The organism is Polaromonas sp. P3_B1 (genome assembly GCF_056402935.1).
The window spans coordinates 39605-58968 of the sequence record NZ_JBFUGK010000012.1 but is presented as its reverse complement, the minus strand read 5'-3'; the positions used below and the strand labels follow the sequence as shown (position 1 = coordinate 58968).

The following is a 19364-nucleotide window of genomic DNA, read 5'->3' as shown; positions in this document are numbered from 1 at the left end:
TTTAGGTGGTGCGCACTGGCTGGTGTGAGGGGCTAGGGGTGGCCCTGCTCAGAGGGGCGGGCTCAAGACGAGGTTGGTCTGCTGGAAAACAGCCGCGCCGGAAACCTGGCCCGCACTGGGGCCGGCGCCCGTCACCGAGGGCGCGCTATAGACCAGCGCGGCGCGGCTGGCATTGTTGCCGGTGAAGAAACCGGTGACGTTTGCGCCCGAGCTACTGGTGATCTTCGAGTTGTTGGTGTCCAGGCTGCTGCTGATGCCGTAGTCATTGCCGCCGAAGCGCGTGGTGAGGTTCAGGCTGCCATAGCCCTGGCCCGCGCCATAGGCGCCGAAGTTGGCGGTCAGCGAGCCGCTGACGAGCTGGCCTGCGCCCAGCGTGCTGGAAATGGCGGTGCCGCCGGCAAGCTGGTAAGTGCCCTGCATGTTGTCGGCGGGCAACTGGGCCGTCGGTGTCGGCCGGCCCATCACAAAGTGGACGGATTCAATGGTGGTGGTGGAGCCCGCCACGATTTTTTGCCCCGTCACCCAGCTGCCCCAGCCGACAAAGTCGGCGTCGGCCGGCGCACCGAGTGCGCCCTTTTCCATCGTGGTGAGGCCGGGCGTGCTGCGGAACTGCGTCCTGACGTTGCGGCTGTCGACGCTGTCGAAATCGATGGGTTTGCCGCTCAGGAAGCTGGTCAGCACGGCGGTGCCGGCCTCGGGGTAGTAGCTTTCGACCGCCGAGTTGGTCGTGCTGCTGTCGGTGAAGGCAACCGCCGCGGCCAGGTCGGTGAACACCTGTTTGACGGGCGCAGTGACGGTCGGAACGATGGCGGGTTTGCCGTCGGACGTGGTCTGGTTACCCGCCACGACCGCTTCCTGCGTGGGTGGCGGCGTTGGCACATTGGCGCGCACATTGGTGCGAACGGGGGCCTCGGAGCTGTTGACGACCCGCACCGACTCGCCGGCCGTGAGACCGACGCAACCGCCGGCGTTGCAGACTTCAATGGCGTCCAGCTCGGTCGTGATGCCCAGGGATCCATCCGGGTTGTAGCCCACACTGAAACCCGAGCCGCGTATGCCGATGGTGGCCGTGGTGGTGGTGACCTTGTAGTTGTCGCGGTTTCGCTTGCCGATCAGCCCGGTGATGGCGCGCATGCTGCCGCGCAGCAGGTCAACCAGGAAACGGTCCTGCTTGGGATCGGCTTCGTCGACATAGTTGGCGATCTTGAAATCGGTGTTGGGCTGCAGGGAGACCAGGCCGCCGTCGGAAAACCGCACCTGGGCCCGGCCGGCATTGCCGGTCAGGATGGATTCACCGCTTTCAAGCGCCTTGCCTTTGGCCAGCGCCTCGGTCTTGCCGTTGGCGCGCAGCACGTTGACGTCGCCGGCGATGAACTGGGCCACGCCGGCCGAGCCGGCGGCAAAGGACGGCGCGGGGAGGGCCGCCGCCATCACGACCGACAGGGCGGCGCGTTTGAGGGGGAGTTCCCGGATGGTCTTCATGGATCTGTAGCGGCGGATGTCTTCAGTCAAAACCGCAAGCTCAGAAGTCGCGGCGCACCGTCACCGAGAGCAGGCTGCGCTTGTAGTCGGAAATCGCGACGTTGGATTTCACCGAGGTCAGAGCCAGCTGGGGCGTCACGCGCCACAGTTTGGCGGGCACCCAGTTCAGGCCCAGGTTCAGGTTCCACTGCTTGTCATGGCGCGTGACCAGGAAGAGCGGATCGGCGCCGCCGTATTTGCGGTCTTCGTAAGCGAGGCTGCCGAACAGCGCCAGCACATCAGAGAGAGTTTTCTGGATGCCGGTGCGAAGGCCCACAAGGTCATGGCCCAGGTGCGGAACGCCGGCCGCGCGTTCTTTTTCCGTCCCGACATAGCCGCCGCCGAAGACCACGATATTGCTGTCGCGGAAAGCGTGTGCGTAAGAGGTCCCGATCACCGTCCGGGTCGCATCGCGCAGGGACTGGCCGGGATAGCTCAAATCGCCCCACTGGATATAGGTGCTCCACTGGCGAAAGCCGTCGATGCGGTAGGTCCATTCGCCGACCAGGCCCTGCTGGTCGCGGGCGCGCGAGCCGGCGACGGTGTACGTCCCGGCCTGGACGACGCCGGAGAACTCGTGTTTGTCATAGCGGTAGCTGGCGCCGAAATTGACATCCACCTGGCCGGTGTTGAAGTCGTTGTACTTGGCATTGACGCGTCCGTTGCCGTAGACATTGCCGATCAGCGACCAGCGCGGATCCACCACGTAGCGGGCCGACAGGCCGCCACCCAGGCTCATGTAGGCATCCTTGGTTTCGACGCCGGCGGAGTTCAGCGTGAAGATCAGGCCGCCGAAGGCAGGCACAGCCACATTGGGGTTGCCGGGGCCGCTGTTGATGTTGGTGTCGTAGCCGATGCTGGCTTCCAGGAAGGGCTTGACCGACGAGCGGGCGGCTTCCTCGGTCCGGTCAATGGCTTGCAGGAACTGGTCGATGGTGGCGGCGGCTTCGGCCGGGATGTTGTCCTGCTTGGTCTCCAGCAGCACCTGGCGTGAGGCCTTGGTGTCGCCGACGGAGAACAGCGCGCGGCCGAGTTCGGCGCGCGCCCGCGAGTTGCTGGGCTGTACGGCCAGCACGCGTTCGAGGGCGAATACCGCGCGGGTGTATTGGCCGGTTTCGTTGGCTGCGATGCCCAGGACGGTGTCAAAGTCCGGGTCGCCTGCGCGCGTGGCCTCTTGCGGCTCCAGCAGGTCAAACGCTTTTTGCGCCTGGCTCTGGTCCAGCAGGGTGCGTGCATTGCTGACCAAAGCGTCGACTTCCGCCTGCGCCAGGCCATGGGCCATKCTGGCAATAAGAAGAACGATCGCGCCCGAGAGAAGTCTGTTTTTTGAATACATAAGTATTATTTTATAAAGGTCCCAGGTAACAACCCGTAAGCAACAAAAGTTTTATATCACGCGGGCGTGACTTTAAGGGGTTTATTACACCTTGCACAGAGGGCGTAAGTGCGGCGCGGCAACACCTTTTCGGGGCTTTGGCACCGGCTTGGTGATATTCACCAATTTGAGGGGCCGCCCGAGGGTATTTACGGGGGATGGCTTCCCGATTCGCATGAATAATATTAGTCATTGCTTATATTAAGAAGAAGTCACTAGGAGTCACCATGGACGAGATGATCCACGCCAGCGCCCAGGTTGAGCGGGGCCGGGTGTTTGAACTGGCGGCCGAGTTGTTCGCCGTGCTGGCCACGCCCATGCGCCTGCGCGTGCTGAGCGCTCTGTGCGAGCGCGAAAAATCCGTCAACGAACTGTTGGCCGAGATCGACACCACCCAGCCCAATCTTTCACAGCACCTGGCCGTGCTGTACCGCACCGGCGTGCTGGCCAAGCGCCGTGAGGGCACCCAGGTGATTTACCGGGTGCAAAGCGAAAAAGCGGTGGCGTTGTGCCGCAGCGTCTGCACCCAGATCGCCATCGAGCTGGACGAGCCGGGCGCGCTGTCCCCGGCGGAAAGCCTGTCGCCACGCCCCGGCATGTTGGACGCCTGAACCGAAAGACGCCACCCATGCTGAACCGATTCCTGCAGCGCGCGCCCGAAAACTTTCTTTCCCGGGAGCAGATACAAGAAGTGCGGGCAGGGCGCCGCGGCTTTCTGGCCGGCGCCTTTGCCGCCGCGGCCGGCACTGTGGCCGCGGGCCGGGCCGTCGCGCAGGGCGCGGCGACGCCTGCCGAAGGCGAACCTGAAGTCCTGAACCTTCCGCCGCACAGCAAGGGCCTGGGCCAGCCGGTGGCGGCCCGCGGCTACGGCCTGCCCAGCGAGTTCGAGAAAAACCTGCAGCGCCGCGAAAGCCCGGGCCTGACGCGCGTGGGCCAGGCCAGCGTGAGCTTTTGCCCTTTGCAGGGCTTGTTCGGCATCATCACGCCCAGCGGTCTGCACTTTGAGCGCCACCACCAGGGCTGGTGGGACATAGACCCCTCCAAACACCGGCTGATGCTCAACGGCTCCGACGAGGCCATGCTCAAGCGTCCCATGGTCTTCAACATGGACGAGCTGATGCGCCTGCCCAGCGTGAGCCGCATGCATTTCATCGAGTGCGGCGCCAACACCGGCATGGAATGGGGCAATGCCGCCGTCCCGACGGTGCAGTACACCCACGGCATGCTGAGCTGCAGCGAGTTCACCGGCGTGCCGCTGCGCACCCTGCTGGAACTCTGTGGCGCCGACTTCAAGCGCGCGAAATTCATCCTGGCTGAAGGCGCCGACGGCTCGGGCATGACGCGCACCATTCCCATGAGCCTGGTGATGAGCGGCGAGGTGCTGGTCGCCTATGGGCAAAACGGCGAAATGCTTCGGCCCGAAAACGGCTACCCGCTGCGGCTCATCGTGCCCGGCGTGCAGGGGGTGAGCTGGGTCAAATACCTGCGCCGCATCGAAGTGGGTGACATGCCTTACGGCGCCAAGGACGAAACCATCCACTACGTGGACCTGCAGCCCAGCGGCCTGCACCGGCAGTACACCAGCATCCAGGAAGTCAAAAGCGTGGTCACCTCGCCCAGCGGCGGCCAGGTGCTGCTGCAAAAAGGCTTTCACAACATCACGGGCCTGGCCTGGAGCGGGCGCGGCAAGATTCGCCGGGTCGATGTCTCGGTCGACGGCGGCCGCAACTGGACGCAGGCGCGGCTGGAAGGCCCGGTGCTGGCCAAGTGCCTCACGCGTTTTAACGCCGACTTCGTCTGGGACGGCAAGCCGGCGATTTTCCAGAGCCGCGCGCTGGACGAAACCGGGCAGATCCAGCCGAGCTACAACGAGTTGCGCAAGGTGCGCGCCTCGCGCAGCATTTACCACAACAACGCCATCCAGTCGTGGTCGCTGGAAGAAAACGGCGAGGTGAAAAATGTCCAGGTTTAACCGTGTCCGGTGCTCGCTGCTGGTGCTCGCCTGCCTTGGCACGATGGGCACGGCATTCGCGCAAACGCAAGCCGCCGCGCGGCAGGCGGCGCTGGCCAACATCGGCCGGACCGCCACGCCCGCCGAAGTCAAGGCCTGGGACATCGACGTGCGTCCCGATTTCAAGGGCCTGCCCAAGGGCCAGGGCTCGGTGCGCCAGGGTGAAGTATTGTGGGAGGCGCAGTGCGCTTCCTGCCACGGCAGTTTTGCCGAGTCGTCCGAGGTGTTCACGCCGATTGCCGGCGGCACCACGGCGCAGGACGTGAAAAACGGCCGGGTCGACGGGCTGATGCCGGGCGCCAACCAGCCCAACCGCACCACGCTGATGAAGGTGTCCACGCTGTCGACGCTGTGGGACTACATCAACCGCGCCATGCCCTGGACCGCGCCCAAGACGCTGACACCCGACGAGGTCTATGCCGCGACGGCCTACATCCTGTTCCTGGGCAATGTGCTGCCGGAAGACTTCACGCTGTCGGACGTCAACATCCGCGAGGTGCAGGACCGCCTGCCCAATCGCAAGGGCATGACCACAGCGCACGCGATGTGGCCCGGCAAGGAACTGGGCGGCACGGCCAGGCCCGATGTGCAGGGCTCGAATTGCATGGTGAACTGCAAGGCCGAAGTGGTGATCAAAAGCTTTTTGCCTGACTATGCGCGCAATGCCCATGGCAACCTGGCAGAGCAGTCACGGCTGGTTGGCGAAAGCCGCGGAGTAGACACGACACGGCCCGCGTCGGCGGCAGGGGCACAATCCGGCGCTGCTGTGGTTCAAGCGGAGCGGGCACCCGTCGCCGCTGCGCCGGTGGCTGCGGTCGTGAAGACGGCAACTTCGGGCGCCGCGTCCGTGATGCCGCTTTTGCAGAAAAATGCCTGTGTGGCTTGCCACGGCATGGACAACAAACTGGTGGGTCCGTCATTCAAGGATATAGCCAACAAATATAAGGACCGTGYCGACGCGGTGAATTACCTCTCGGGCAAAATCAAGGCAGGCGGGCAGGGCGTATGGGGAGCGATCCCCATGCCGCCGCAGGCTTTGAGCGCGGCGGAGTCAGTCCAGATTTCCCAATGGCTGGCACAGGGTGCGGCCAAGTAGGGCGAGCAAGCCGACGATGCTTTTTGGGGGCACGCTTGGGAGAAATACCCTTCCGGGTCGTTGAGGTTTTGGTGTCCAATCGGACAAAGTGTTTAAGACATTGAAGTTATATAAAGAGGAGTTCAACCATGGAACGTCGTGATTTTTTGGCTAGCAGCTCAGGCGCCACGGCGCTGGCGCTGGCAGCCGCTTCGGGCTTGAGCCCGGCCTACGCACAAAACGCTCCGGGCTGGAACAAGGCCGCTTTTGAGAGCAAGTCTCTGGCCGATGCGGCCAAGGCCATGGGCGCCACCAGTGCTCCGGTCGAAAGCAAGGACCTGCTGCTGCAGGCGCCCGAGATCGCCGAAAACGGCAACGTGGTGCGTGTGGGCGCTCAAAGCAATATCGCCAATACCACGCAGATCGCTCTGGTCGTCGAAAAGAACCCCAGCGCACTGGCCGCCATGTTCGAGATCCCGGCCGGCACCGACGCCAATGTCTCGACCAACATCAAGATGGGCCAGTCCTCGAATGTCTATGCGCTGGCCAAGGCTGGCGACAAGTACTTCTATGCGGTCAAGGAAGTCAAGGTAACGCTAGGCGGCTGCGGCGGCTGAGCGGCTACTGCGCCGCTCGCTACGCCGGTAATGTTGTTGAAGAATTTAAGGACAAAAGATCATGTCAGATCCCATGCGAATCAGGGCGCAGGCCCAAGGCGATAAAACCACGGTGCGTGTGCTCGTGAGCCATGAAATGGAAAGCGGCCAGCGCAAGGATGCAGCCGGCAAGACCGTGCCGGCCTGGTTTATCCAGAACATCAACGCCACCTGGAACGGCAAGACAGTCATGAGCGCCCAGTGGGGCACGGCCGTGTCCAAAAATCCCTTTGTGCAGTTCAGCTTCAAGGGAGGCAAGGCCGGCGACAAGATCGCGGTCAGCTGGGTCGATAACCACGGCGACAAGCGGACCGACGAGGCTGTTATCTCCTGAGTTCCCGCGGGCCATTCGCTACGGCCCGGGCCGTCCACAACGATATTTGAGGAGACCACGATGAAATTGAGCCTGTTTGGGCTGGCGGCCCTGGCCGCCATATCCGCCTTGCCGCTGCCGGCAGCGGCGCAGAAAAGCACGGCCGAAGGCATTGCCGAATACCGCGCCATGCTGGCCGACGGCAACCCCGCCGAGCTGTATGAAGCCAAAGGCGAGGCCCTCTGGAAACAGGCGCGCGGCCCCAAAAACGCCTCGCTGGAAAAATGCGACCTGGGCAAAGGCCCGGGTGTGGTCAAGGGCGCTTTTGTTGAACTGCCGCGTTTTTTTGCCGACACCCAGCGCGTACAGGACCTGGAGTCGCGCCTGCTGACCTGCATGGAGCAGCTGCAGGGCTTCAGCGCCGCCGACATCGCCAAGACCCCCTTTGGCGCGGGCGAGCAGAAGTCGATTGAATCTCTGGTGGCGTATATCTCTGCCGAGTCGCGCGACATGGCGTTCAATGTGCCGCAGTCGCACGCCAAGGAAAAGCTGATGTACGAAGTCGGCAAGAAGGTGTTTTACCTTCGCGGCGGCCCGTACGACTTTTCCTGCGCGTCCTGCCATGGCGAGGACAACAAACGCGTTCGCCTGCAAGACTTGCCCAACCTGACCAAGCAGCCCGGCGCCGGCAACGGCTTCGGCGCCTGGCCGGCTTACCGGGTTTCCAGCGGCGACCTGTGGAGCATGCAGCGCCGCCTGAACGACTGCTACCGGCAGCAGCGCTTCCCCTTCCCGGGTTATACCTCCGATGCCACCATCGCCCTGGGCGTGTACATGGGCGTCAACAGCAAGGGCGGCGTTTCGATCGCGCCTGCCTTGAAACGTTAATCCGGCAGGGAATCCTATGAACAAGTCACATACACAAGTAGCGCTGTCCGCGGCCGGCCTGGTCTTCGCGGCTTTTTTCCTGTCCAGTTGCGCCACTGCACCCACGGCCCAGCAGATTGATGAAGCCACGCAGCAGGTGCTCAAGAGCTCCTTCCGCGAACAAGGTATCGCCAAGATGGACCGGCTGACGATGGACGCCTCCAACCAGGCCTGCTCGGAAGCAGCCGGCAAGCCGCTGGATGAGAAGCTCGCCAAGTCCATTGAAGAGGCCAACCTGCAGACCGTGAAGCCGCCTTCGGACGGCAAGTATCTGGGCAACTGGAGCGAGGGCGAGAAAATCGCGCAGAACGGCCGAGGCCTGACCTGGAGTGACAAGCCCGGCGAGGCCAATGGCGGCAGCTGCTACAACTGCCACCAGATCAGCAAGGCTGAGCTGTCTTTCGGCTCCATAGGCCCCAGCCTCTACAACTACGGCAAGCTGCGCGGCGTGAGCAACCCGGCCTCGCCCGAAAGCAAGCCCATCATCGACTACACCTGGGGCAAGCTGTGGAATGCCAAGGCCTACAACGCCTGCTCCGACATGCCCCGCTTCGGCCATGCGTCCATCCTGAACGAGCAGCAGATCCGTGACGTGATGGCGCTGCTGCTGGACCCGAACTCGCCCGTCAACAAGTGATCCGCGGCGCTCCGGCGCCCGGATCGACCGCAACCTGAAAGCATGCCTGGCGCGCCGGGCAGGATGACCAACGCCATGAATCTCTCCCGCCGCGAGTTTGCAAGTGTCATGGCGGCCGCCCTGGCCGCCGGTTTCCCCCTGCAGCGCGAGGCCGGCGCCGCCCAGGCCGCGGGCCTCTATGAACTGCCGCGCAGCGGCAATGTGCATTTGCTGCACATGACCGACTGTCATGCCCAGCTGCTGCCAATCTACTTTCGCGAGCCCTCCGTCAACCTTGGCGTGGGCGCCATGCGCGGGCAGGCGCCGCATCTGGTGGGCGAACATCTGCTCAAGGCGGCCGGCCTCAAGTCGGGAACGCCCCAAGCCCATGCCCTGACTTTTCTCGACTTCGAGCGGGCGGCGCGCCAATACGGCAAGGTCGGCGGTTTCGCGCATCTGGCGACGCTGGTCAAACAGCTCAAGGCCGGGCGCCCCGGCGCCTTGCTGCTGGACGGCGGCGACACCTGGCAAGGCAGCGCCACGGCACTCTGGACGCAGGGCCAGGACATGGTCGACGCGGCCAAGCTGCTGGGTGTGGACGTGATGACCGGCCACTGGGACTTCACCTATGGCGAAGAGCGCATCAAGAAGATCGTCGAGCAGGACTTCGCCGGAAAGGTCGACTTCGTCGCCCAGAACGTGAAGACCAGCGACTTCGGCGACCCGGTATTCAAGCCCTATGTGATCAAGGAAGTGAACGGGGTGGCTGTCGCCATCGTCGGCCAGGCCTTTCCGTATACGCCTATCGCCAACCCGGCCTGGCTCACGCCCAGCTGGACTTTCGGCATACGCGAAAGCGAGATGCAGGAGACCGTCAACGAGGCGCGCGCCAAAGGCGCCCAGGCCGTGGTGCTGCTGAGCCACAACGGCATGGACGTGGACCTTAAGATGGCTTCGCGCGTGACCGGCATCGATGCGATCCTGGGCGGCCACACCCATGACGGCGTGCCGGTGCCGGTGATCGTCAAAAATCCGGGCGGCCAGACCATCGTGACCAATGCCGGCAGCAACGGCAAGTTCCTGGGCGTGCTGGACCTTGACGTCAAGGATGGCAAGGTGGCCGGCTTCAACTACCGGCTGCTGCCGGTGTTTGCCAACCTGCTGCCGGCCGATGCAGCCATGAACGAGTTGATCGCGAAGGTGAGGGCGCCTTACACCGCCAAACTCGGTGAAAAGCTGGCGGTGACGGAAGGCACGCTCTACCGCCGTGGCAATTTCAACGGCAGCTTCGATCAGCTCATTTTGGATGCGCTGATGAAGGTGCGCGGCGCAGAGATCGCGTTCTCCCCGGGGTTCCGCTGGGGCACTTCTTTGTTGCCTGGCCAGGCCATCACGCGCGAGCATGTGATGGACCAGACCGCCATCAGCTATCCCTGGACCACGTTGACCGACATGCGCGGCGACATGATCAAGACCATCCTGGAAGACGTGGGCGACAACCTGTTCAACCCCGACCCCTATTACCAGCAGGGCGGCGACATGGTGCGCGTGGGCGGCCTCACTTACACCTGCGAGCCCGGCGCAAAAATGGGCGATCGCATCCAGGACATGCGACTGGGCGGCAAGCTCATAGAAGCCGGCAAGACCTACAAGGTGGCCGGCTGGGCGCCGGTGGCCGAAGCCAGCAAGAACGCGGGCCCGCCGGTGTGGGACGTGGTGGAAAGCTACTTAAAGGCCCAGAAAGTCATCAAACCCGTCAAGCCCAACGCGCCGAAGCTGCTTGGTGTGGCCGGCGACCCTGGCCTTGCCGCCWGAGTTTTCGCCCCAATCTGCCAGCCAACTGTCAATCAGCTGTCAAGCCGAGGCATATGAACCCGAAGTAGGGGTGTGTGGGAGTGTGAGCCATGTAAAAGAGGGTCCGCATTCGAGATACGCATAACCACGGTCTTTCCGCTGTCACAGTTCGGTGGCACAATCTGGCTTGTTTCTGAAGGCCCTTCCTGCCACAGTCGCATCCGCTAATCGGTCCAGCCGTGTTGCGGAAGGTTAATCAACCAGCTTTAACCAGCTAATGTTTCCCTAAGGGAAACGGAGGTCAGCGGATATGAGTTCCAACCCGGCGGCGTCGTCCGTCTATGCAGCCTATCAAGGCAACACTTATCTCTTCGGCGGCAATGCGCCCTATGTCGAAGAGATGTACGAAAACTACCTCGCCAACCCCGGCAGCGTGCCCGACAACTGGCGCGAGTATTTCGACGCACTCCAGCACGTTCCCGCCGTTGACGGCAGCAATGCCAAGGATGTTCCGCACCTGCCGGTCGTCAATGCCTTCGCCGAACGCGCCAAACAGGGCCAGACCAAGGTCGTGGTTGCCAGCGGCGCCGACTCCGAAATGGGCCGCAAGCGCACGGCCGTCCAGCAGCTGATCGCCGCCTACCGCAATGTCGGCGCCCGCTGGGCCGACCTGGACCCGCTCAAACGCGCCGAACGCGACAAGATTCCCGAACTGGAGCCCTCGTTCTACGGCTTCAGCGACGCCGACCAGGAAACCGTGTTCAACACCAGCAACACCTTCTTCGGCAAGGACAGCATGAGCCTGCGCGAGCTCATGAACGCACTGCGTGAAACCTATTGCGGCACGATTGGCGCCGAATACATGTACGCCACCGACCAGAACCACAAGCGCTGGTGGCAGCAAAAGCTCGAATCGATCCGCAGCAAACCCAATTTCACCAAGGAAAAGAAGCTCCACATCCTGGACCGCCTGACTGCCGCCGAAGGCCTGGAACGCTTCCTTCACACCAAGTACGTCGGCCAGAAACGCTTCTCGCTGGAAGGCGGTGAAAGCTTCATCGCCAGCATGGACGAGCTGATCCAGCAGGGCGGCGTCAAGGGCGTGCAGGAAATCGTGATCGGCATGGCCCACCGCGGCCGCCTTAACGTGCTGGTCAACTCCCTGGGCAAGGTCCCGGCCGACCTCTTCGCCGAGTTTGACCACACCGCTCCTGAAGACCTGCCCAGCGGCGACGTCAAATACCACCAGGGCTTCAGCTCCGACGTGACCACCCCCGGCGGCCCGGTCCACCTGACGCTGGCCTTCAATCCCTCACACCTGGAAATCGTCAACCCCGTGGTGGAAGGCTCGGTGCGCGCCCGCATGGACCGACGCGCCGACCCCGAAGGCAAGCAGGTGCTGCCCGTGCTGGTGCACGGCGACGCCGCCTTCGCGGGCCAGGGCGTGGTCATGGAAACCCTGGCGCTGGCCGAAACCCGTGGCTACTTCACGGGCGGCACGGTGCACATCGTGATCAACAACCAGATCGGCTTTACCACCAGCGACCCGCGCGACAGCCGCTCGACGCTGTACTGCTCCGACGTCGTCAAGATGATCGAGGCACCGGTGCTGCACGTCAATGGCGACGATCCCGAAGCGGTCGTGCTGGCCACGCAGCTCGCGCTCGAATTCCGCATGGAATTCCACAAGGACGTCGTGGTCGACATCATCTGCTTCCGCAAGTTGGGCCATAACGAGCAGGACACCCCCGCGCTGACCCAGCCGCTGATGTACAAAAAAATCGCGCAGCACCCCGGCACGCGCAGGCTGTACGCCGACAAGCTGGCGGCCCAGGGCATGGGCGACACGCTGGGCGACGACCTGGTCAAGGCCACGCGCGCGGCGCTGGACGCCGGCAAGAGCACCTTCGATCCGGTGCTGACCAACTTCAAGAGCAAGTACGCGGTCGACTGGACTCCTTACCTGGGCAAGAAGTGGACCGACGCGGGTGACACCGCCATCCCCATGGCCGAGTGGAAGCGCCTGGCCGACAGGATCACGGCCATCCCATCCACCGTGACGCCGCACCAGCTGGTCAAGAAGGTGTATGACGACCGTGCCGCCATGGGCCGCGGTGACATTCCCGTGGACTGGGGCATGGGCGAGCACATGGCCTTCGCCTCGCTGGTGGCCAGCGGCTACCCCGTGCGCCTGTCGGGCGAAGACTGCGGCCGCGGCACCTTCACGCACCGCCATGCCGTCATTCATGACCAGAACCGTGAGAAGTTCGACACCGGCACCTATGTGCCGCTGCAGAACGTGGCCGACAACCAGTCTCCATTCGTCGTCATCGACTCCATCCTGTCCGAAGAGGCGGTGCTGGCGTTTGAATACGGCTACGCTTCCAACGACCCCAACACGCTGGTGATCTGGGAAGCCCAGTTCGGCGACTTCGCCAACGGCGCGCAGGTCGTGATCGACCAGTTCATCGCCTCGGGTGAAGTGAAGTGGGGCCGTGTCAACGGCATCACGCTGATGCTGCCGCACGGCTACGAAGGCCAGGGCCCTGAGCACAGCTCGGCGCGCCTGGAGCGCTTCATGCAGCTGTCGGCCGATCTCAACATGCAGGTGGTGCAGCCCACCACAGCCAGCCAGATCTTCCATGTGCTGCGCCGCCAGATGGTGCGCAACCTGCGCAAGCCGCTGATCATCATGACGCCCAAGTCGCTGCTGCGCAACAAGGACGCGACCTCGCCGCTGTCCGAGTTCACCAAGGGCGCCTTCCAGACCGTGATCCCCGAGAACAAGGAAGAGATCAACAAGAAGGCCGACAAGGTCAAGCGCATCATCGCCTGCTCGGGCAAGGTCTATTACGACCTGGCGAAGAAGCGCGAGGAAAAGGGCGCCGACGACACCGTCATCCTGCGTGTCGAGCAGCTCTATCCCTTCCCGCACAAGGCCTTCGCGGCCGAACTCAAACGCTATCCGAACGCCACCGACATCGTGTGGTGCCAGGACGAGCCGCAAAACCAGGGCGCATGGTTCTTCGTGCAGCACTACATCCACGAAAACATGCTCGACGGCCAGAAGCTGGGCTACTCAGGCCGCGCCGCTTCGGCATCGCCGGCTGTGGGTTACTCGCACCTGCACCAGGAACAGCAAAAGGCGCTGGTGGACGGCGCCTTCGCCAAGCTCAAGGGCTTTGTGCTGTCCAAGTAAGGCCGGCCTCTTCACCATACAGAACAGAACACTAGAACGTACACGAAAGAAACAACATGGCTATCGTAGAAGTCAAAGTCCCCCAGCTGTCCGAGTCCGTGGCCGAAGCCACCATGCTGCAGTGGAAGAAAAAAGTCGGTGAAGCAATCGCCGTGGATGAAATCCTGATCGAAATCGAAACCGACAAGGTCGTGCTCGAAGTGCCCGCGCCTTCGGCCGGCGTGCTGACCGAACTGGTGGTCGCCGACGGCGGCACCGTGGTGTCCGACCAGGTGATCGCCAGGATCGACACCGAAGGCAAGGCAGGTGCCGCGGCGCCCGCCGCCGCCGCTGCAGCAGCACCGGCTGCCGCGGCAGCTTCGGCGCCTGCTCCGGCCCCAGCACCCGCTGCAGCAGGTGGTTCCATGGCGGGCGTTGCCATGCCCGCAGCCGCCAAGCTGATGGCCGACAACAACCTGGCCGCCGGCTCTGTGCCCGGCACCGGCAAGGACGGCCGCGTGACCAAGGGCGACGTGCTCGGCGCGACCGCCGGTGGCGCCAAGCCTGCCGCTGCCGCCATCCCTACGGGCGCACCGACCACGGCCCTGCCGCAGGTCGCGGCTTCGGCCAAGCCTGCCGACCTGGGCGAGCGCCCCGAGCAGCGCGTGCCCATGAGCCGCCTGCGCGCGCGTATCGCTGAGCGCCTGCTGCAATCGCAAGCCACCAACGCAATCCTGACCACCTTCAACGAAGTCAACATGGCACCCGTCATGGAAATGCGCAAGCGCTTCCAGGAAAAGTTTGAAAAAGAACACGGCGTGAAGATCGGCTTCATGAGCTTCTTCGTCAAGGCGGCTGTGCACGCCCTGAAGAAATACCCCGTGCTCAATGCCTCGGTGGACGGCAATGACATCGTCTACCACGGCTATTTCGACATCGGTATTGCCGTCGGTTCGCCCCGCGGCCTGGTGGTACCCATCCTGCGCAATGCCGACCAGATGAGCTTTGCCGACATCGAAAAGAAGATCGCCGAATACGGTGCCAAGGCGCGTGACGGCAAGCTGGGCATTGAGGAAATGAGCGGCGGCACCTTCTCGATCTCCAACGGCGGCGTGTTCGGCTCCATGCTGTCCACCCCCATCATCAACCCGCCCCAGTCGGCCATCCTGGGCGTGCATGCGACCAAGGACCGTGCCGTTGTGGAAAACGGCCAGATCGTGGTGCGTCCGATGAACTACCTCGCCATGAGCTACGACCACCGCATCGTGGACGGCCGCGAAGCCGTGCTGGGCCTGGTGGCCATGAAGGAAGCGCTGGAAGACCCGGCCCGCCTGTTGTTTGATATCTGATGAAGCAGGGGAAAGCCAGCGGCGGCGCGTCGGAAAAGTCTTCCGCGCGCGTCATCCTGGCAATCTTTGCTGCTTGCCTGGCCGCAGGCTGTGCGTCGGTTCGCACTGACGATGGTTTTTCGGGCGAGTTCGAGGAAGTGCCTACTAAGGGTTACCTTCTCACAGGCATAAAGCGGCTGACCATTTCTGAAGCAGGGCAGGGGCAGTGGAATATAAAAGCTGTCGGGAACGAATCCGGCGATGCGGTTGTGGTGTCCCAAACCTGGCGGGAAATGAGTCGAGAGGATGTGGGGAGCTTGTTCAGCGACAAGATGCCGCTAGATTCGATTCGGTGTATCCGTGAAGGCTGGCCGATGCCGATGTTGTGCCGCGTGCCGACCAAGGTGCCGCTTTCGTTTCGGGACAATGGCTCTTCATGGTCTGCGACGGTCAGCGACTCAGGTTATTTGATGGCTTTTGGTTCACCTGCCGGCATACACAGTCCGGCATTTCGTAAAGTGAAGTGAGAATATTGATGAGCACTAAACAATTCGACGTTATCGTCATCGGCGGCGGCCCCGGCGGCTATATTGCCGCCATTCGCGCAGCCCAGCTGGGCTTTAACACCGCCTGCATCGACGAATGGAAAAACGCCAAAGGCGGCCCCGCCCTGGGCGGCACCTGCACCAACGTGGGCTGCATTCCCTCCAAGGCGCTGCTGCAGTCGTCCGAGCACTACGAGCAGGCCGGCCACCACTTCGCCGACCACGGCATCGAGGTCAAGGGCCTGGGCCTGGACGTCGCCAAGATGCTCAGCCGCAAGGACAACGTCGTCAAGCAGAACAACGACGGCATCGTCTACCTGTTCAAGAAGAACAAGGTCACCTTCTTCCACGGCCGCGGCTCCTTTGCCGCCGCCAAGAACGGCCTTTATGACGTCAAGGTCGCTGGCGCCGCCGAAGAAACCATTTCCGGCAAGCACATCATCGTAGCCACCGGTTCGAATGCCCGCGCGTTGCCCGGTGCGCCGTTTGACGAGGAAAACATCCTGTCCAACGACGGCGCGCTGCGCATAGGCGCCGTGCCCAAGAAGCTGGGCCTGATCGGCTCCGGCGTGATCGGCCTGGAAATGGGCTCGGTCTGGCGCCGCCTGGGCGCCGACGTGACGGTGCTCGAAGGCCTGCCGACCTTCCTGGGTGCGGTGGACCAGCAGATCGCCAAGGAAGCCCACAAGGCTTTCACCAAGCAAGGCCTGAAGATCGAGCTCGGCGTCAAGGTCGGCGAGGTCAAGTCTTCCAAGAAGGGCGTGTCGGTCGCCTATGTCGATGCCAAGGGACAGGCGCAGACGCTGGAAGTCGACAAGCTGATCGTTTCCATCGGCCGCGTGGCCAACACCATAGGCCTGGCTCCCGAAGCCGTGGGCCTCAAGCTCGACGAACGCGGCGCGGTGGTGGTCGACGACGCGTGCAAAACCAACCTGCCCAACGTCTGGGCGATTGGCGATGTGGTGCGCGGCCCCATGCTGGCGCACAAGGCCGAGGAAGAGGGCGTTGCGGTTGCCGAGCGTATCGCCGGCCAGCACGGCCACGTCAACTTCAACACCATTCCCTGGGTGATCTACACGAATCCCGAGATCGCCTGGGTGGGCCAGACGGAAGAGCAGCTCAAGGCCGCAGGTCGTGCCTACAAGGCCGGCACCTTCCCCTTCATGGCCAACGGCCGTGCGCGGGCGCTGGGCGACACAACCGGCATGGTCAAGATGCTGGCCGACGCCGCCACGGATGAGATTCTGGGTGTGCATATCGTCGGACCTTTCGCCAGCGAACTGATCGCCGAATGTGTGGTGGCCATGGAATTCCGCGCCAGCAGCGAGGACATCGCGCGTATTTGCCACGCGCACCCGTCTCTCAGCGAGGCGACCAAGGAAGCCGCCCTGGCGGTGGACAAACGCACGCTGAATTTCTGAGCTACACAGGTAGCGAGTCGGTGGCTCAACCGGTACGCGCAGCGTACGACGCTGAACTGGCGGCGCGGGGTTATCAAAGCGACCCCGCGCAGCTGCGCGCCGTCGAGGCGCTGGAACGTTGCGCCTCTGAATGGGCGGATTTCAAGGAGCAGCGCTCCAACGCCTTCAAGAAGCTGATCAACCGGCCCGACATTCCGCGCGGTGTCTACATGTACGGCGGGGTAGGGCGCGGCAAAAGCTTTTTGATGGACTGCTTTTTCGGGGCCGTTCCGTTGCGCCGGAAGGTCCGGCTGCATTTTCACGAGTTCATGCGCGAAGTGCACCGCGAACTGCAGGACCTGCAGGGTACGGCCAACCCCCTGGATGAGCTGGGCCGGCGCATCGCCAAACGCTATCGGTTGATCTGCTTTGATGAGTTCCATGTCGCCGACATCACGGACGCCATGATTCTTCATCGCCTGCTCTCGGCCTTGTTTGAGAACGGCGTCGGTTTTGTCACCACCTCCAACTTTCACCCGGACGAACTCTATCCCAACGGCATGCATCGCGACCGTGTATTGCCGGCCATTGAACTGCTCAAGGCGAACCTGGAGGTCCTCAGCGTGGACAACGGTACCGATTACCGCAGGCGCACCCTGGAGCAGGCAAGGCTTTATCACACGCCACTAGGCCCGCAGGCCGACGCTGAGATGACGGCAACTTTCAACGCGCTGGCGGAATCCCAGGATGAAAACCCGGTGCTGCAGATCGAGTCCAGGCAGATTCAGGCCAGGCGCAAGGCGGGTGGCGTTGTATGGTTTGACTTCAAGACGCTCTGTGGCGGGCCGCGTTCGCAAAACGACTACCTGGAGATCGCGACCCAGTTCCACACCGTCTTGCTGAGCGACGTGCCTTACATGCCCTTACGTATGGCCTCCGAAGCGAGACGTTTTACCTGGCTGGTCGATGTACTGTATGACCGGCGGGTCAAGCTCATCATGTCGGCAGAAGTCCCGCCGGAGGCGTTGTACACGGAAGGGCCCATGGTGCACGAGTTTCCCCGCACTGTCTCCCGCCTCAACGAAATGCAGTCAAAGGAATTCCTGGCCCTCGACCGCCGCAACGTGGACACCACCCTCACATGAAAAGAATCGTTATCGCATGCTTTATCGCCACCCTGGGTGGGCTTGCGAGCGCGCAAGCTGTGGCGCCGCAGCCGGCCGTCCCTGCTGAGGCCCCTCGCAGCATCGACGCCGAACGTACCCGGATTGGCGCAGAACGCGCCCGGCTGGAGGCGGGTTTCCTGGCCGAAGACGCCGAGTGCTATAAAAAATTCGCCGTCAACAGCTGCCTTGGCAAGGTCAACGAGCGGCGGCGCGAGGCGATGGGCGACCTGCGCCGCCAGGAAATCCTGCTCAACGATGAAGAGCGTCGTATCCGGGGTGCCGAACAGATCCGCAAGACCGAAGAAAAGGCGTCTCCCGCAAACCAGCAGGAAGCCGCCGACCGCCGGGCGAAAGCCGCGGCGGACTACCAGTCACGTCTGGAGCGCGAGAAGAAAAAGAACGAGGACCGTACGGCCGCCAAAGCCGGCGAGCAGGCCAACAGCGATGCCAACGCCGCCAGGCTCAAGGGCAGCCAGGACAAATCCCAGGCCCGGGCTGACAAGCAGGCCACAGCGGCGGAAGAAGCCAGAAAATACAATGACCGCGTGAAAGAAGCGCAGGAGCGCAAGGCCCAACACGAAATCGACCGCCAGAAGCAGACCAAGCCGCCGGCGAAATCCCTGCCTCTGCCCAGCGACTCACCAGCGACGAGCCGGTGATCAGCCGGCGACCAGGCGGGGTGGTGGCTCAGGTGCCAGGGGTTCGAGCTTGACGATGACGAGCGAAAGGTTGTCGCCACCGCCCCGTGCGCGGGAGCGGGCTTTCTGTATCAGGAACTCGGTGGCTTCGCGCGGCGACAGCATGGACAGGGCCGAGCCCATTTCGCTGGCGCTGAAGTAGTGCCACACGCCGTCGCTGCAGGCCAGCAGCACGTCTTCCGGGCGCAGCTGCGGGATAAAGTGGTGGGTGATGGGCGGCGGCTCTTCGGTGCCCAGGCAGCCCATCAGGATGTTGGATTGAGGATGGACATTGGCTTCATCCTCGGTGATTTCGCCTTTGTCGACCAGCGTCTGCACGTAGGAATGGTCGACCGTGCGGTGCACCAGCTTGCTGCCCTGGTAGTGGTAGATACGGGAGTCGCCGGTGTGCACCCAATGGCAGTCACCGCCTGGATTGATCAGGAAGGCGGCCAGCGTGCTGTGGGGTTCCTGTTCGGCCGAGATCGCGGTGAGCTTGATCACGATGTGCGCTTCTTCGATGATCTGCTTGAGCATGGCGGGGGCATCATCAGTCTCCGGCGCATAGCGGTCAAAGAGCTGCTTGGCGGTCAACATGACCTGGTCGGAAGCTTTGCGCCCGCCGCTGCGCCCACCCATGCCGTCAGCCACGATGCCCAGCATGCAGCCCGGAATCCGCGAGTGGCTGAACAGGTTGACCTGGTCTTGCTGGTAGTCCCGATCCCCTTTGTGGATACCGGTGGAAGCTGTGATTCGATAACCTTTGGACATTGTGTGGTCGA

The 19364-nt window shown here is 63.1% G+C and carries 17 protein-coding genes; 14 read left to right on the top strand and 3 right to left on the bottom strand.

What is annotated here, in order from left to right:
- Nucleotides 1–48: 48 nt before the first annotated feature.
- Both AC1DXS_RS09135 and AC1DXS_RS09130 read right to left on the bottom strand, forming a co-directional pair.
- Nucleotides 49–1512: a FecR family protein gene (locus tag AC1DXS_RS09135; protein ID WP_477737196.1), complete on the bottom strand. Its 1464-nt coding sequence runs from the start codon at nucleotides 1510–1512 to the stop codon at nucleotides 49–51.
- Between the two features lie 10 nt (nucleotides 1513–1522).
- A complete protein-coding gene (locus tag AC1DXS_RS09130; protein WP_477737195.1) occupies nucleotides 1523–2803 on the bottom strand; it encodes a surface lipoprotein assembly modifier in 1281 nt (426 codons plus the stop codon).
- A gap of 320 nt (nucleotides 2804–3123) precedes the next feature.
- On the opposite strand from AC1DXS_RS09130, the gene AC1DXS_RS09125 reads away from it, so the two are divergent.
- From AC1DXS_RS09125 to AC1DXS_RS09060, 14 genes are all read left to right on the top strand, one after another.
- Nucleotides 3124–3507: an ArsR/SmtB family transcription factor gene (locus AC1DXS_RS09125; RefSeq protein ID WP_477737194.1), complete on the top strand. Its 384-nt coding sequence runs from the start codon at nucleotides 3124–3126 to the stop codon at nucleotides 3505–3507.
- 17 nt (nucleotides 3508–3524) lie between these two features.
- On the top strand, nucleotides 3525–4868 hold the full coding sequence (soxC, locus tag AC1DXS_RS09120; protein ID WP_477737193.1) for a sulfite dehydrogenase: 1344 nt from the start codon (nucleotides 3525–3527) through the stop codon (nucleotides 4866–4868).
- Entirely contained in the window at nucleotides 4855–6003 is a 1149-nt protein-coding gene (locus tag AC1DXS_RS09115; RefSeq protein WP_477737192.1) for a c-type cytochrome, read from the top strand. Before soxC ends, AC1DXS_RS09115 begins: the two co-directional genes overlap by 14 nt.
- 128 nt (nucleotides 6004–6131) lie before the next feature.
- Nucleotides 6132–6599 carry a thiosulfate oxidation carrier protein SoxY gene (soxY, locus tag AC1DXS_RS09110; protein ID WP_477661644.1) on the top strand — a complete coding sequence of 156 codons (468 nt, stop codon included), beginning with the start codon at nucleotides 6132–6134 and terminating at the stop codon, nucleotides 6597–6599.
- Between the two features lie 61 nt (nucleotides 6600–6660).
- Nucleotides 6661–6972, top strand: coding sequence for a thiosulfate oxidation carrier complex protein SoxZ (gene soxZ, locus AC1DXS_RS09105; protein WP_477737191.1), 312 nt, complete (start codon nucleotides 6661–6663; stop codon nucleotides 6970–6972).
- A 60-nt stretch (nucleotides 6973–7032) separates the two neighbouring features.
- Nucleotides 7033–7839 carry a sulfur oxidation c-type cytochrome SoxA gene (soxA, locus tag AC1DXS_RS09100; protein WP_477737190.1) on the top strand — a complete coding sequence of 269 codons (807 nt, stop codon included), beginning with the start codon at nucleotides 7033–7035 and terminating at the stop codon, nucleotides 7837–7839.
- Between the two features lie 16 nt (nucleotides 7840–7855).
- Complete coding sequence (gene soxX / locus AC1DXS_RS09095) at nucleotides 7856–8515, top strand: sulfur oxidation c-type cytochrome SoxX (protein ID WP_477737189.1); 660 nt, start codon at nucleotides 7856–7858, stop codon at nucleotides 8513–8515.
- 75 nt (nucleotides 8516–8590) lie between these two features.
- Nucleotides 8591–10366 carry a thiosulfohydrolase SoxB gene (gene soxB, locus AC1DXS_RS09090; RefSeq protein ID WP_477737188.1) on the top strand — a complete coding sequence of 592 codons (1776 nt, stop codon included), beginning with the start codon at nucleotides 8591–8593 and terminating at the stop codon, nucleotides 10364–10366.
- Nucleotides 10367–10598: 232 nt separating this feature from the next.
- Nucleotides 10599–13487, top strand: a complete 2889-nt coding sequence (locus tag AC1DXS_RS09085) for a 2-oxoglutarate dehydrogenase E1 component (protein ID WP_477737187.1) — start codon at nucleotides 10599–10601, stop codon at nucleotides 13485–13487.
- 56 nt (nucleotides 13488–13543) lie between these two features.
- Nucleotides 13544–14815, top strand: a complete 1272-nt coding sequence (gene odhB, locus AC1DXS_RS09080) for a 2-oxoglutarate dehydrogenase complex dihydrolipoyllysine-residue succinyltransferase (protein ID WP_477737186.1) — start codon at nucleotides 13544–13546, stop codon at nucleotides 14813–14815.
- On the top strand, nucleotides 14815–15321 hold the full coding sequence (locus AC1DXS_RS09075; protein WP_477737185.1) for a hypothetical protein: 507 nt from the start codon (nucleotides 14815–14817) through the stop codon (nucleotides 15319–15321). The genes odhB and AC1DXS_RS09075 overlap by 1 nt, the downstream gene beginning before the upstream one ends.
- Before the next feature lie 8 nt (nucleotides 15322–15329).
- Nucleotides 15330–16760, top strand: a complete 1431-nt coding sequence (lpdA, locus tag AC1DXS_RS09070) for a dihydrolipoyl dehydrogenase (protein WP_477737184.1) — start codon at nucleotides 15330–15332, stop codon at nucleotides 16758–16760.
- Between the two features lie 20 nt (nucleotides 16761–16780).
- A complete protein-coding gene (gene zapE / locus AC1DXS_RS09065) occupies nucleotides 16781–17884 on the top strand; it encodes a cell division protein ZapE (protein WP_477737183.1) in 1104 nt (367 codons plus the stop codon).
- Complete coding sequence (locus AC1DXS_RS09060) at nucleotides 17881–18564, top strand: hypothetical protein (protein ID WP_477737182.1); 684 nt, start codon at nucleotides 17881–17883, stop codon at nucleotides 18562–18564. The genes zapE and AC1DXS_RS09060 overlap by 4 nt, the downstream gene beginning before the upstream one ends.
- Here the strand turns inward: AC1DXS_RS09060 and AC1DXS_RS09055 are convergent, their stop codons facing one another.
- Entirely contained in the window at nucleotides 18565–19353 is a 789-nt protein-coding gene (locus AC1DXS_RS09055; RefSeq protein WP_477737181.1) for a PP2C family protein-serine/threonine phosphatase, read from the bottom strand.
- Between the last annotated feature and the right edge of the window lie 11 nt (nucleotides 19354–19364).